This is a genomic window from Mycolicibacillus trivialis (assembly GCF_002102395.1).
GTDB lineage: Bacteria > Actinomycetota > Actinomycetes > Mycobacteriales > Mycobacteriaceae > Mycobacterium > Mycobacterium triviale.
The window spans coordinates 1-13,983 of sequence record NZ_LQPZ01000007.1; the positions used below are offsets into that span (position 1 = coordinate 1).

The 13,983-nt window shown below is 70.8% G+C and carries 11 protein-coding genes; 5 read left to right on the forward strand and 6 right to left on the reverse strand.

The window, feature by feature from the left end; translation table 11 throughout:
* Positions 1-76: 76 nt before the first annotated feature.
* The 4 genes from AWC30_RS01220 to AWC30_RS01235 all read right to left on the reverse strand — a co-directional run bounded on the left by AWC30_RS01220 (position 77) and on the right by AWC30_RS01235 (position 3,965).
* A complete protein-coding gene (locus tag AWC30_RS01220) occupies positions 77-544 on the reverse strand; it encodes an Rrf2 family transcriptional regulator (protein WP_085107824.1) in 468 nt (155 codons plus the stop codon).
* A gap of 29 nt (positions 545-573) precedes the next feature.
* On the reverse strand, positions 574-2,427 hold the full coding sequence (cysC, locus tag AWC30_RS01225; protein ID WP_085107735.1) for a sulfate adenylyltransferase subunit CysN: 1,854 nt from the start codon (positions 2,425-2,427) through the stop codon (positions 574-576).
* The gene (gene cysD / locus AWC30_RS01230) at positions 2,427-3,356 is read right to left on the reverse strand and encodes a sulfate adenylyltransferase subunit CysD (protein ID WP_085107738.1); all 930 of its coding nucleotides are present in this window, start codon (positions 3,354-3,356) and stop codon (positions 2,427-2,429) included. Before cysD ends, cysC begins: the two co-directional genes overlap by 1 nt.
* A 120-nt stretch (positions 3,357-3,476) precedes the next feature.
* Positions 3,477-3,965, reverse strand: a complete 489-nt coding sequence (locus tag AWC30_RS01235; protein WP_085107741.1) for a beta-class carbonic anhydrase — start codon at positions 3,963-3,965, stop codon at positions 3,477-3,479.
* Between the two features lie 233 nt (positions 3,966-4,198).
* On the opposite strand from AWC30_RS01235, the gene AWC30_RS01240 reads away from it, so the two are divergent.
* From AWC30_RS01240 to AWC30_RS01255, 4 genes are read left to right on the forward strand one after another with little or no spacing between them, the layout of a single operon-like run.
* Entirely contained in the window at positions 4,199-5,176 is a 978-nt protein-coding gene (locus tag AWC30_RS01240) for an oligopeptide ABC transporter permease OppB (RefSeq protein WP_085107744.1), read from the forward strand.
* Entirely contained in the window at positions 5,173-6,075 is a 903-nt protein-coding gene (locus AWC30_RS01245) for an oligopeptide ABC transporter permease OppC (RefSeq protein WP_085107747.1), read from the forward strand. Before AWC30_RS01240 ends, AWC30_RS01245 begins: the two co-directional genes overlap by 4 nt.
* Positions 6,072-7,910 (forward strand): oligopeptide ABC transporter ATP-binding protein OppD, encoded by a 1,839-nt coding sequence (locus AWC30_RS01250; RefSeq protein WP_085107750.1) that lies wholly within the window; start codon positions 6,072-6,074, stop codon positions 7,908-7,910. Before AWC30_RS01245 ends, AWC30_RS01250 begins: the two co-directional genes overlap by 4 nt.
* 10 nt (positions 7,911-7,920) lie before the next feature.
* Positions 7,921-9,594: an oligopeptide ABC transporter substrate-binding protein OppA gene (locus AWC30_RS01255; RefSeq protein WP_085107827.1), complete on the forward strand. Its 1,674-nt coding sequence runs from the start codon at positions 7,921-7,923 to the stop codon at positions 9,592-9,594.
* Positions 9,595-9,596: 2 nt separating this feature from the next.
* On the opposite strand, the gene AWC30_RS01260 is transcribed toward AWC30_RS01255, so the two are convergent.
* Together AWC30_RS01260 and AWC30_RS01265 are read right to left on the reverse strand one after the other, a co-directional pair.
* Entirely contained in the window at positions 9,597-12,218 is a 2,622-nt protein-coding gene (locus tag AWC30_RS01260; RefSeq protein ID WP_085107753.1) for an AAA family ATPase, read from the reverse strand.
* Positions 12,215-13,375 (reverse strand): metallophosphoesterase family protein, encoded by a 1,161-nt coding sequence (locus tag AWC30_RS01265; RefSeq protein WP_085107755.1) that lies wholly within the window; start codon positions 13,373-13,375, stop codon positions 12,215-12,217. The genes AWC30_RS01260 and AWC30_RS01265 overlap by 4 nt, the downstream gene beginning before the upstream one ends.
* Positions 13,376-13,471: 96 nt before the next feature.
* Here AWC30_RS01265 and AWC30_RS01270 point away from each other — a divergent pair, with 96 nt between their 5' ends.
* Entirely contained in the window at positions 13,472-13,978 is a 507-nt protein-coding gene (locus AWC30_RS01270; RefSeq protein WP_085107758.1) for a SixA phosphatase family protein, read from the forward strand.
* Positions 13,979-13,983: the final 5 nt, after the last annotated feature.

Consider the following 13,983-nt stretch of genomic DNA (forward strand, 5'->3'; position numbering starts at 1 on the left):
GCCGGCGGCTCGGTGATCAGCCTCCCGCTCAAGAACCAAGATCCCCGTTAGGACACGCTGATCGGTTCCCATTAGGTCAGCCGCGCCGGGTGCGCTCCTGGGCCCGGTAGTCGTCGGCCAGCGCCGCGACGTGGGCGGGCAACGTGCCGCCGGCCACGTCGGCCAGCGTGGTCTGCTCGAGCACGGCCCGCATGCTGGCCCGCAGCGCACGCCACACGTCGGTGAGCGCGGCGGTCGGCCCCGAATACGGCAGATCGCCCAGCCCGATGTCGCGCACGCTGGCCAGCGGGCCGTCGATGCAGCGCAACACGTCGGCGAGGCTGATCTCGGTGGCCGCCCGCGCCAATTCGTAGCCGCCGTCACGCCCCCGGTGGCTGCGCACCAGCCGGTCGGTGCGCAGCGCGGCGAGGATGTCGACCAGGAACTGCGCCGGGATGCCCTGCGCCTGTGCCAGATCCTCGGTCTTGGTCAGCGTGCCGGGTTCGACGGTGGCCAACTGCACCATCGCCCGTACGGCGTACTCCGCCTTGGCCGACATGCGCATGCCGCGCATTCTGCCACCCGGCGCCGCGGTCACCGCCCGATGTCGAGCAGGGCGATGACCTGCTCGGCCAACTCCTCCACCGAACGGTCCGGCACCAGCCGCAGGTCGGGGTTCTTCGGCCGCTGATAGGGGCTGTCGATGCCGGTGAAGTGGGTGATCTCGCCGGCACGCGCCTTGGCGTACAGCCCCTTGGGGTCGCGGCGTTCGCAGTCCTCCAGCGGCGTGTCGCAGAACACCTCGTAGAACTCCACTCCGGCGTCGGTGTGCACCTGGCGGGCCAGCTGCCGGTGCTCGGTCAGCGGGCTGATCGCAGGCACCAGCACGATCTGTCCGGAATCGGCCATCAGGGTGGCGACATGGGCCAGCCGGCGCAGGTTCTCCGCCCGGTCGGCCATCGAGAACCCCAGGTCCGCGTTGAGCCCGTGCCGCAGGTTGTCCCCGTCGAGCACGTAGGCGGCGACGCCGAGCTCAAGCAGCCGGCGCTCCACGTGGACCGCCACCGAGGACTTCCCCGAACCCGACAGCCCGGTGAACCAGACCGTGCGACCGCGGGCGAGCCGGTCCTCGGCGGTGACCAGCGACGTGTGCCGCACGGCGTTGGGGCTGGAGGTCCGCGCCGAACTGTCGCGCAGCACCATGCCGGCGGCGACGGTGGCGTTGCTGTCGGGATCGATGAGGATGAACGAGCCGGTGCTGGTGTTGCGGGAGTACTCGTCGAGCAGCAGCGGCACCTGCGCGCGCAGCGCGACCCGGCCGAGCTCGTTGAGCTTGAGCGCGGTGGCCGATTTGTCGCGGTGCAGCGTGTTGACGTCCAGCCGGTAGTCGAGCGCGCTGACCCGGACCCGGGTGGTCCGGGTGGTCTGCTTGATCACGTAGGTGCGCCCCGGCTCCAGCGCGGAGTCATCGGACATCCAGCACACGGTGGCGTCGAAGTCCTGGGTGACCCGCGGCTGGTTCTGGGTGCGCGCGATCATGTCACCGCGCGAGACGTCGAGGTCGTCGGCGAGGCTGACCGACACCGCCATCGGCGGGAAGGCCTCGTCCACCGGCCCGGCCGGGCCCTCGATCGCGGTGATGCGACTGGATTTGCCTGCGGGCAGGACGACGACCTCGTCGCCCGGGCGCATCACGCCGCTGGCCACCGTCCCGGCGTAGCTGCGGTGGTCCCAGTGCTCACGGGTCTGCGGGCGGATCACGTACTGGACCGGGAAGCGGACGTCGACGAGGTTGCGGTCCCCGCCGATGTAGACCTGTTCCAGGTGCGGCAGCAACGCCAGACCCTCATACCAGGGCGCCTTCTCGGATTTGGTCACCACGTTGTCGCCGTGCAGCGCCGACAGCGGGATCGTGGTGACGTCCTGGACGTCCAGCCGGGTGGTGAAGGCGTGGAATTCGTCGCGGATCGCCTCGAAACGCTCACGGTCCCAATCGATCAGGTCCATCTTGTTCACCGCGAGCACGATGTGGCGGATGCCCAGCAGCGCTGCGAGGAAGGCGTGCCGCCGGGACTGTTCCTGCAGCCCGTGCCGCGCGTCGACCAGCACGATCGCCAGTTGCGCGGTGGACGTGCCGGTCACCATGTTGCGGGTGTACTGCAGATGCCCCGGGGTGTCGGCGATGATGAATTTCCGTTTGGGCGTGGCGAAATAGCGGTAGGCGACGTCGATCGTGATGCCCTGCTCGCGTTCTGCGCGAAGCCCGTCGGTGACCAGCGCCAGATCGGTGAAGTCGTTGCCCCGTTCGGCCGAAGTGCGCTCCACCGAGGCCCACTGGTCCTCCATGACCGCCTTGGAGTCATAGAGCAGTCGGCCGATCAGGGTCGATTTCCCGTCGTCGACCGAACCGGCGGTCGCGATGCGCAGCAGTGTGGTCGGTTCGCTCATCAGAAGTAGCCCTGCCGTTTTCGGTCTTCCATGCCGGCTTCGGAGATGCGGTCGTCGGCGCGGGTCGCGCCGCGCTCGGTCAGCCGCGACACGGCGGTCTCGGCGATCACCTCGGCCACCGTGCTCGCCGTGGACTCCACGCATCCGGTGCAGGTGACGTCGCCGACGGTGCGGAACCGCACCATCGTCTCGAACACCTCTTCATCGGGGCGCGGCTGCTGGAACCGGTGGACGGCCAGCAGCATGCCGTCGCGGGCGAAGACCTGCCTGCGGTGGGCGTAGTAGATCGACGGCAGGGTGATCTCCTCGGCGCCGATGTAGTTCCAGATGTCGAACTCGGTCCAGTTCGACAGCGGGAAGACCCGGATGTGCTCGCCCTTGCGGTGCCGGCCGTTGTAGAGGTTCCACAGCTCCGGACGCTGCGCCTTGGGGTCCCACTGGCCGAACTCGTCGCGGAAACTGAAGACCCGCTCCTTGGCGCGCGCCTTCTCCTCGTCGCGGCGCGCCCCGCCGAACGCGGCGTCGAACCGGTTCTCCCGGATCGCGCGCAGCAGCGTCACCGTCTGGATGGGGTTGCGCGACGGGAAGGTCTCGGCGACCCGGCCTGCGTCGATGTCCTCCTGGACCGAGGCGACGACGAGCCGGGCCCCGGTCTGCTCGATCAGCCGGTCCCGGGTGGTGATGACCTCGTCGAAGTTGTGGCCGGTGTCGACGTGCATGACCGGGAACGGCAGCCGGCCCGGCCGGAACGCCTTCAACGCCAGGTGCAGCATCACGATCGAGTCCTTGCCGCCGGAGAACAGCAGCACCGGACGTTCGAACTCCGCGGCCACCTCGCGGATGATGTGGATGGCCTCGGCCTCCAGGGCGCGCAGCTGGCTCAACTCGTATTGCCCGGGCACCGGCCGGGTCACGGCAGGCGCGCTCACGGTTTCCCGGTAAAGTTGGCTGATCTGGCCAGATTTATCCGCATAGCCCCCATGGAAGCAGGCGGGTGTTCGTGTTGTCAACGCCGCGGGTCGGAGCCTCCCGGCCGCCGCCGCCCGGGGTTAGGGCGTCACTTCCTCGAGCCGGCCGGTCGCGACGTCGAACACGAAGCCGCGCAGCGCGCTGTGCGAGACGAACGGGCTGGTCCGCAGCCGCCGGATCGACTGCCGCACGTCGTCGGCGGGGTCGGGGAAGGCCTCCGGCGCCCACCCCGGCCGGATCCCGGTGTCCTCCTGGATGCTCGCCTTGAACTCGTCGTCGGTGAAGGTCAGCATGCCGCAGTCGGTGTGGTGGACCAGGATGATCTCCCGGGTGCCGAGCAACCGCTGGTTGATCGCCAGCGAGCGGATGACGTCGTCGGTGATCACCCCGCCCGCATTGCGGATCGTGTGCGCCTCGCCGTCTTTGATCCCGAGCATCCGGTGCACGTCGAGCCGGGCGTCCATGCAGGCGACGATCGCCACGTGCTTGCTCGGCGGCATCGGCAGCGGACCGCTGAAGGTCTGCGCATACTCGCGGTTGTTGGCCAGGTACTCATCGGTGATCGGCACGCAACATCCCCTATCGTCTTGGCGCACAGAAAATTTCGGCGACGGCAGTCTAGCAACACCGTCGCGCCCGCTCCAGGGTTTAAATCATCCCGATCCGCTATACCCGCATCGGCGTGCGCCCGCGCCCATTCCACCGCCACCGGCGACACGCCGCCGCGCCCGGCCCAACCGGCGCGCCTTCCCCCCGCGGGTGTTCTCTACGCTGAGTCAATGCGATGCAGGCCGGTTCGCACATGACCCGATTCCTGGCGGGTCGCGTGCTCAACTATCTGGTGCTGCTCGCGCTGGCGTCGTTCCTCACCTACTGTCTGACCTCGCTCGCGTTCTCCCCGCTGGAGAGCCTGATGCAGCGCAACCCGCGACCACCGCAGGCCGTCATCGACGCCAAGGCCGCCGACCTGGGCCTGGACAAGCCGATCCCGCTGCGCTACGCGCACTGGGCGTCCGGCGCGGTCCGCGGCGACTTCGGTGTCACCGTCACCGGCCAGCCGGTCTCCGAGGAGTTGTGGCGCCGGATCGGGGTCAGCCTGCGCCTGTTGGTCATCGGCTCGCTGGTCGGCACCCTCGCCGGGGTGGCGCTGGGTGCCTGGGGCGCGATCCGCCAATACCGGCTCTCCGACCGGGTCATCACCGCCCTGGCCCTGCTGATCCTGTCCATCCCCACTTTCGTGCTGGCCAACCTGCTCATCCAGGGCGGGCTGCAGGCCAACTGGGTGACCGGCACCCAAATGTTCGAGTACGTCGGGGAGACCTCCCCCGGCGTCACCGGCGGCGGCTGGCACGCCCTGCTCGACCGCCTCCAGCACCTGGTGCTGCCCACCATGACGCTGGCGCTGGCCGCGGCGGCCGGCTTCAGCCGCTACCAGCGCAACGCGATGCTCGACGTCCTCGGCCAGGACTTCATCCGCACCGCCCGCGCCAAGGGGCTGACCCGGCGTCAGGCGCTGATCAAACACGGCCTGCGCACCGCCCTGATCCCGATGGCCACCCTGTTCGCCTACGGGGTGGCCGGCCTGGTCACCGGCGCCGTCTTCGTCGAGAAGATCTTCGGCTGGCACGGCATGGGCGAATGGGTGGTGCAGGGCATCGCCACCCAGGACGCCAACATCGTCGCCGCGATCACGATGTTCTCCGGTGCCGCGGTGCTGCTGGCCGGCCTGCTCTCCGACGTCATCTACGCCATCCTCGATCCGCGGGTGCGGGTGTCATGACCCGCACCGACCCGGACGGCGAACTCGCCACCTTCACCTCGCGGCGCACCCTGGTGCTGCGCCGGTTCCTGCGCAACCCGGCCGCGGTCGGCTCGCTGGCACTGCTGGCCTTGCTGTTCATCGGCGCCTACGCCTTGCCTCCGCTGCTGCCCTACTCCTACACCGACCTCGACTACGACGCCCTGCTGCACCCACCGAGCACCAGGCACTGGCTGGGCACCAACGCGCTGGGCCAGGACCTGCTGGCCCAGACCCTGCGGGGGATGCAGAAGTCGATGCTGATCGGGGTCTGCGTGGCGTTCATCTCCACGCTGATCGCCGCGACCGTGGGCGCGATCTCGGGGTACTTCGGCGGCTGGCGCGACCGCGCGCTGATGTGGCTGGTGGATCTGCTGCTGGTGGTGCCGAGCTTCATCCTGATCGCGATCGTCACGCCGCGCACCAAGAACTCCGCCAACATCGGCATGCTGGTGCTGCTGCTCGCCGCGTTCAGCTGGATGATCAGCTCGCGCATGGTGCGCGGCCTGACGATGAGCCTGCGCGACCGCGAGTTCATCCGCGCCGCCCGCTACATGGGGGTGTCCAGCAGGCGGATCATCACCGGCCACATCATCCCCAACGTCGCCTCCATCCTGATCATCGACACCGCCCTGAACGTGGCGGTGGCGATCCTCGCCGAGACCGGCCTGAGCTACCTGGGTTTCGGCATCCAGCCGCCGGACGTGTCACTGGGAACCCTGATCGCCGACGGCACCGCCTCGGCGATCACCTTCCCGTGGGTGTTCCTCTTCCCGGCCGGAGTGCTGGTCGCGATCCTGGTCTGCGCCAACCTCGCCGGCGACGGACTGCGCGACGCCCTGGACCCGCAGAGCGCGACGCTGCGCCGGAGCCGGCGATGAGCCCACTGCTGCAGGTGCGTGACCTCGCGGTCACCTTCACCACCGACCACGAACAGGTGCCCGCGGTGCGCGGCGTGAACTACCACGTCGAACCCGGCGAGGTGGTGGCCATGGTCGGCGAATCCGGTTCGGGCAAATCCGCGGCCGCGATGGCGGTGATGGGCCTGCTGCCCGAGCACACCGCCGTCAGCGGATCGGTGCGCCTTCACGGCACCGAGTTGCTCGGTCTGGGCGACCGTGCGCTGTCCGCGGTGCGCGGCAAGCAGATCGGCATGGTCTTCCAGGACCCGATGTCGGCGCTGACCCCGGTCTATCCGGTCGGCGACCAGATCGCCGAGGCGATCCGCGTCCACCGCCCCGGCACCGGACGCGCCGCCGCGCGCCGCACAGCGGTGGAGTTGCTGGAGCTGGTCGGCATCGCCCGTCCGGCTGAACGCGCCCGCGCCTTCCCCCACGAACTCTCCGGCGGGGAGCGCCAGCGCGTGGTGATCGCGATCGCGATCGCCAACGACCCCGACCTGCTGATCTGCGACGAACCCACCACCGCCCTCGACGTCACCGTGCAGGCGCAGATCCTCGACGTGCTCAAGACCGCCCGGGACGTCACCGGCGCCGGGGTGCTGATCATCACCCACGATCTGGGTGTGGTCGCCGAGTTCGCCGACCGTGCCCTGGTGATGTACGCCGGACGCGTCGTCGAGTCCGCGCCCGTGAACACCCTCTACCGGGACCGCCGGATGCCCTACACGGTCGGCCTGCTGGGCTCGGTGCCGCGCCTCGACGCCGCCCAGGGCACCCGGCTGGTGCCGATCCCCGGCGCTCCCCCGGCTCCGGCCGCACTCGAGTCCGGGTGCCCGTTCGCGCCGCGCTGCCCGCTGGCGACCGACGAATGCCGGGCCGCCGAACCGGAGTTGCTGGAGGTCGGCGCCGACCACCACGCCGCGTGCATCCACACCGACCGGGTCGCCGGCCGCACCGCCGCGCAGATCTACGGTGTCAGCGCCGCTGCCGCGCCGCCGGCGACCGAGGAGTCCGACGTGGTGGTGCGGGTGCGCGACCTGGTGAAGACCTATCCCCTGACCAAAGGCGTGCTGCTGCGCCGCACGGTGGGCGAGATCCGGGCCGTCGACACCGTGAGTTTCGCGCTGCGCGAGGGCCGGACCCTGGGGATCGTCGGCGAATCCGGGTCCGGCAAATCCACGACGCTGCGCGAGATCCTGGAACTGACGGCCCCGCAGTCGGGCTCCATCGAGGTCCTCGGCGTCGACGTCGCCGGCCTGAACTCCGCGCGCCGACGCGCGCTGCGCCGCGACCTGCAGGTGGTGTTCCAGGATCCGGTCGCCTCGCTGGACCCGCGGCTGCCCATCTTCGACATCCTGGCTCAGCCGTTGCACGCCAACGGATTCGACAAGACCGCGATTCGCACCCGGGTGGCCGAACTGCTCGACATCGTCGGCTTGCGCCGCGCCGACGCGAGCCGCTACCCGGCGGAGTTCTCCGGCGGCCAGAAGCAGCGGATCGGCATCGCCCGGGCACTGGCCCTGCAGCCGAAGATCCTCGCCCTCGACGAGCCGGTCTCCGCCCTCGACGTGTCCATTCAGGCCGGGATCATCAACCTGCTGCTGGACTTGCAGCAACAGTTCGGGTTGTCGTATCTGTTCGTCTCCCACGACCTTTCGGTGGTCAAACACCTGGCCCACGATGTCGTCGTCCTGCACCGCGGCCGGGTCGTCGAGCAGGGCCCGAGCACCGCGGTGTTCGACGCGCCGCGTGACGACTACACCCGTCGGCTGCTGGCCGCGGTGCCACAACCCGACCCGACGCGAAGGAGCTGATCACGTGGTGCTGTGCCGCATCGGTGCCCGGATCGCCGCCGTGACGCTGGCCACGACGTTGGTGCTGGCCGGTTGCTCCGGCGGCGAACTCGCCGAACTACCCAGCGGCTCGGCCACCGTCGGCACCACCAGCGACATCAACCCCCAGGATCCCGCCTCCCTGCGCGACGGCGGTGACCTACGCCTGTCGCTGAGCCAGTTCCCGCCCAACTTCAACCCGCTGCACATCGACGGCAACCTGGCCGACAACGCCGCGATGCTCAAGGCGACCATGCCGCGGTCGTTCGCCATCGAGCCCGACGGTTCGACCCGCGTCGACACCGACTACTTCACCAGCATCGAACTCACCGGCACCGACCCGCAGGTGATCACCTACACGATCAACCCGCAGGCGGTCTGGTCGGACGGAACCCCGATCACCTGGGCGGACATCGCCAGCCAGATCCATGCGCTCAGCGGCAAAGATCCCCGCTTCGCGATCGCCAGCAAGTCCGGTGCCGACCGGGTGGCCTCGGTCACCCAGGGTGTCGACGACCGGCAGGCGGTGATGACCTTCGCCGAGCCGTACGCGGAGTGGCGGGGCATGTTCGCGGGCAACGGCATGCTGCTGCCCAAGAGCATGACCGCCACGCCGGAGGCGTTCAACGAAGCCCAACTGCGCCATCCCGGGCCGTCGGCCGGCCCGTTCGTGGTGGCCTCGCTGGACCGGACCACCCAGCGGGTGGTGCTGACCCGCAATCCGCGTTGGTGGGGCCGGCCCCCGCGACTGGACTCGATCACCTACCTGGTGCTCGACCAACCGGCGATCATGCCCGCGCTGCAGAACCACACCATCGACGCGGCCGGAATCTCCACCCTCGACCAGCTCACCATCGCCCGGCGCACCGAGGGCATCGCGATCCGTCGGGCTCCGACACCGACCTGGTACCACTTCACCTTCAACGGTGCGCCCGGATCGATCCTGGCCGACAAGGACCTGCGGCTCGCGATCGCCCGCGGCATCGACCGCGCCACCATCGCGAAGGTGACCCAACGCGGCATGACCACCGACCCGGTGCCGCTGAACAACCACGTCTACGTCGCCGGCCAGGAGGGCTACCGCGACAACAGCGCGATCGTCGCCTACGACCCCGAACGCGCCAAACGGGAACTGGACGCGCTCGGCTGGCGGATGCACGGCAAGTTCCGCCGGAAGGACGGCCGCACCCTGACGATCCGTCAGGTCCTCTACGACGCGCAGAGCACCAGACAGTACGGTCAGGTGGCCCAGCACAGCCTGGCCCAGATCGGGGTCAAACTCGAACTCGACGCCAAGTCCGGCGGCAGCTTCTTCAGCGACTACATCAACGTCGGCGACTTCGACATCGCCCAGTTCGGTTGGGTCGGCGATGCTTTCCCGCTGTCCGGGCTGACCCAGATCTACGCCTCCTACGGGGAGGCCAACTTCGGCAAGATCGGCAGCCCCGAGATCGACCGCAAGATCGAGCAGACCCTGCTCACCCTGGATCCCGAGACCGCCCGGCAGCGCGCCAACGAACTCGACGAGATGCTGTGGGCCGAGGGGTTCAGCCTGCCGCTCATCCAGGTGCCGGGCAACATCGCGGTGCGCAGTTCACTGGCCAACTTCGGGGCGCCCGGTCTGGCCAGCGTCGACTACACCGCGATCGGATTCATCCGCGACTGAGGTCAGCCGGTCAGCTCGATGCGGTGCGCGTCACCGATGCCCTGATAACGCTCCGGAGTGCAGGTGAGCACGATGACCTGCCCGCGGCTGCCGACCGTGTCGAAGACCTGGCTCATCTTCCCCAACCGCTGCGGGTCGGTGAAACCCAACGCGTCGTCGATGAGCACCGGGACACTGTCCTCCTTGGCGACCAGGGCCGCCCCCGCCAATCGGGTCAGGATCCCCAGCTGTTCCTTGGCGCCGCCGGAGAGCGCGTCGTAGGGGACGGTGCAGCCGTCGAGGGTGCGCGAGACGATCCGTAGGCCGGTGTCGACGTCGACTTCGAAGCTGGAACCGAAGACCGGTCTGCCGAGCCGTTCGATCTCGGTGCGGAACGGTTCGACGTAGCGGCGCCGGGTGTCGTCGCGGTATCTGCGCAGCACGCTGCGCAGCAACTCGACGGCGCGGGCGCGCCTGCCGATACGGGCGTGTTCATCGGCGGCGTGTGCGTGTTCGGTTTCGGCGGCGTCGAGCCTGCTGTGTCGCCCCTCGGTGCCGATCACCGCCAGTTCCACGGCGATGTCGCGCAACTCGGCGGTGATCCGCCGGTGTTCGGCGTCGAGGTGTTCGGCCGCCGCGATCGCGCGGTCCCGTTCGGCGAGCACGGTTTCGGCGTCGCCGGCGGCCAGCTGCCGCCGCAGCTCGGCGACCCGTTCGTCGGCCTCGGTCGCCGCGCGCTGCGCCTCCTCGACCGCCGCGGCCAGGGCGTCGTCGCCGGCCCGCTCGCGTGCCTCGGACAACCGCTCGGTGGCCGCGGCCAGTTGCCTGCGGTGGGTGTCCAGGTCGTTGGTGACCACTGTGGCGCGCGTCGATCGTTCGGTGGCCAGTGCGGTGGCTTCGGCGGCGCGCTCCTGCAGCGCGGTGTGCCGGCCGGCGGTCTCCGTACGCGCGGCCTCGGCGTCGGCCAGCGCGGCACGGGCGCTGTCGACATCGGTGGGTGCTCCCGGCTCCGGCTCCGTCTGGGTGGCGCGTAGCCGCTCCAGACGCTCCCGCAGCCGCTCGATCGGGTCGTCGCCGCAGAGCGCCTCGACGGTGGCGCCGAGTTGATCGCAGCGGCTCTGCAGATCGCGGCGGCGCCGGTCGGCCTCGCGGGCCGCGGCGAGGTCGGCCACTCCGGCGTCGGCCAGCACGGCGGCGAGCCGGGTGCGTGCACCGGCGGCGTCGTCCTCGGCGGTGCGGGCGTCCGCGCCCGGCTCGACCCGCACGGTCAGCACGCCCGGCACCTCCAGCCGCGTGGCGGCGGTCGCGGTGGTCGACCAGCTCTCGCCGGCCCCCATGGCCCGGCGTTCCTCGCCGTCGCGGATCTCCAGGTCGGCGAGCGCGGTGAACCGCAGGGTCGCCGAGATCGCGGTGAGGGCCGCTTCGGCGCGGTCGACCGCGCCCGCGGCGTCCTCGATACCGCGCAGCGTGGCCTCGGTCATCGTGATCGCGGCCAGCTCGGCGCGGAGCGCGTCACGCTCACCCACGGTGGTCTCGATGCGCTCCAGCCGGTCGCTCAGCCGGTCTGTTTCGGCCCGCTCGGTCAGCCGGTCGAGGTCACGGCGTGCGGCGTCGGACCGCGCTTCGGCGGCGGCCAGTTCCGCGGCGGCCTGTGCGGCGGCGGCCTCGGCGGCCGCGGCGTCGTGCCGCGCCGTCGTCGCGGCGCCGCCGGCCTCCGGGAGCCGGTCCTGCAGCTCGCCGACCGTGGCCGCCCAGCGGTCGGCGTCGACGATCAGGCGTTGCCGCTCGCCGTGGGCGGACCGGGCTGTGGCGGCCGCCGAGGTGGCCGCATCGGCGGCCAACTCCGCGTCACGCAGCGTGGTCGTCAGCTCGGTGACCGTGTCGGCGGCGGCGAGCGCGGCCACCTTCTCGGTCTCGGCGGCCTCGTGCCGGGCGGCCACCTCGGCCAGCTCGCCGGTGAGCTCGTCGTGCCGGGCGGCCCGTTCCTCGACCTCGGCGACCAGTGCGGCGCAGCGGTCCAGTTCCGCCTCGGCGTCGTCGAGTCGGGCGCGGGCACTCGCCCACACCCCGGTGGGACGGCCGGTGCCGGTGAAGTAGAGGCCGTACTCGCTGTCGACGCTCGCCATGAGCACCGGTTCCCCGCCGGTGAGCGCCGCCGCGTCACCGGCGGCCACGTCGAGGGCCCGGGAGAGCGCGTCGCAGCCGGAGAGGTCGACCGCCGCGGTGGACCCGGCCTGCAGCACCCGCTGGGCGTGCCACAACTGGGTGTCGAGGGTTTCGGCGAGCATCGCGCAGACCCGGTCGTGCGCCTCGTCGCCGGTGTACTGTTCCCGGCGCGGCGCGGAGATGGTCAGCTCGGTCTCCGGGCGCTTGTGGAAGCGCTTGCGGTAGACGAACCGGTACGGGCCGGTGCTGATCTCGGCGGTGACCTCGGTGCCGGCGTCGAGGTGGGTGGGTTTGACCGCCTTGACGTCTTTGTTGCGGGACCGGTCCTTGACCTCCAGCAGCAGATCCAGTGCCTCGATCATCGATGTCTTGCCGATCTCGTTGGCGCCGGAGACCACCACCACGCCCTGGTCGGGGAACTCGAGGTCGCGGTGAGCGATGCCGCGGTAGTTGGTCAGGACCAACCGGTGCAGTCTCACGCCGCCCCCCGATCGTGGTCGACCAGCCGCAGTAGCAGTGCCAGCGCGGCCTGCGCGTCATCGGCGGCCTGCGGGTCGGCGCCGCGGGCCTGGGTCGTCAACTCCTCGACCGCGGCCGCGGCGAATCCGCCCAGGCCCAAATCGTCGAACTCGCCGTCGGCGGGGAGGACCGCGAGATCGGTGTGGCGGTCCCAGGGTTCGAGGCTGGCCAGCAACCGCGAGTACCGCTCCAGGCAGTCGTCGAGGGCGGCACGGTCGGTGACGGTCAGGGTCCCGGTCAGCGCCCAGCGGACCACGGTGCGGTCCTTGTCGGGCAGCCGGTCGAGTTCGTCGGCGAGCGCGTCGATGTCGGCCGCGGTGTCCACCCGCCGGCGCACGGTGTGGAACCGCCACCGGCCCACCCGGTGCGGGCTCACCGTGACCGGACGGCGCGAGTCGGTGGTGTCGATGTCGACGACCAGCACATGGCCGGGGTCGGGTTCGATGTCGGCGAAGTTGGTCACCTCCGGGGAGCCGGAGTAGAAGAACCGGCCGCTGCCACCTACTTCGGTGCGGGAGTGCTTGTCCCCCAGTGCGACGTAGTGGACGATGCCACGGGCCAGCGCCTCCTCGATCACCGCGGACCCGATCAGCGCCGGGTTGGTGGGGTCGGGGTCGAGGCTGTCCACCCCGCCGTGGGCGAGCAGGATGCGCACGCCGTCGCCGGCCGGGCCGAGCCCGTCGAGTGCGGCGGCCGCCAGGTCGGTGGTGGGGCGTTTGGACCGCCACGGCGCGGCGACCAGTTCCACCCCGGGAGCCACCGGATGCACCCCGTCGCGGTCGAGCACTGTGACGTTGTCGGGGCATTCCCGGATGAACTGCCTGCTGGTGTACACAGACGCCGCGTCGAGCGGATCGTGGTTACCGGGCAACAGGTAGACCGGCACGGCGATGCGGCGCATCGCCTCCAGGGACTGGCTGATCACCTGCGGGGCGAGCTGGTTGTGCTCGAAGACGTCGCCGGCGACGACGACGAACTCCGCACCGGTGCGCGCCGCGAGTTCGCCGAGCCCGGCCACCGCGTCGCGTCGGGCCGCCGAGTATCGCGCCTGGGCGTCTTCGCCGAGCCGGCGCCGCGTCATCCCGAGCTGCCAGTCGGCGGTGTGCACGAACCGCATGCCGCTCCCTTCCCGTCGCCGCGAGTGTAGGACCGGGGACCGACAACATCGGCCGCGCCGCGCCGCGTCCTTCGGCCGCTCGCCTACGGTGGCGGCATGACCGAACCCACCCGCACCCTGGTGCTACTGCGCCACGCCAAGTCGGACTACCCCGACGAGGTCACCGACCACGATCGGCCACTGGCGCCTCGTGGGGTGCGGGAGGCCGGGCTGGCCGGACGATGGCTGCGGGCCACCCTGGCGCCGGTCGAGGCGGTGCTGTGTTCGACCGCGACGCGCACCCGGGAGACCCTGGCGCGCCTCGACCTCGACGCACCGGTGAGTTTCCGCGATCGGCTGTATGCGGCCGCACCGGGCACCGTCCTCGCCGAGATCAACACCGTCGCCGACGACGTCGGGGTGCTGCTGGTGATCGGGCACGAGCCGGCGCTGTCGGCGGTCGCGGTGGGGCTCTCCGGGGCGGCGGGCACCGACCGGGCCGCGCTGGCCCGGCTCTCGACGAAGTTCCCGACCTCGGCGATGGCGGTGCTGCGGGTGCCGTGCCGGTGGGAACGGCTCGAACTCGGCGGGGCCGCCCTCACCGACTTCCACGTCCCCCGCTGACCCGG

What these genes read in the sequence shown, in the direction of transcription:
- AWC30_RS01220 (WP_085107824.1), bottom strand. Translation starts at nt 544, where the DNA reads ATGCGCATGTCGGCCAAGGCGGAGTACGCCGTACGGGCGATGGTGCAG.
- cysC (WP_085107735.1), bottom strand. Translation starts at nt 2,427, where the DNA reads ATGAGCGAACCGACCACACTGCTGCGCATCGCGACCGCCGGTTCGGTC.
- AWC30_RS01240 (WP_085107744.1), top strand. Translation starts at nt 4,199, where the DNA reads ATGACCCGATTCCTGGCGGGTCGCGTGCTCAACTATCTGGTGCTGCTC.
- AWC30_RS01245 (WP_085107747.1), top strand. Translation starts at nt 5,173, where the DNA reads ATGACCCGCACCGACCCGGACGGCGAACTCGCCACCTTCACCTCGCGG.
- AWC30_RS01250 (WP_085107750.1), top strand. Translation starts at nt 6,072, where the DNA reads ATGAGCCCACTGCTGCAGGTGCGTGACCTCGCGGTCACCTTCACCACC.
- AWC30_RS01265 (WP_085107755.1), bottom strand. Translation starts at nt 13,375, where the DNA reads ATGCGGTTCGTGCACACCGCCGACTGGCAGCTCGGGATGACGCGGCGC.
- AWC30_RS01270 (WP_085107758.1), top strand. Translation starts at nt 13,472, where the DNA reads ATGACCGAACCCACCCGCACCCTGGTGCTACTGCGCCACGCCAAGTCG.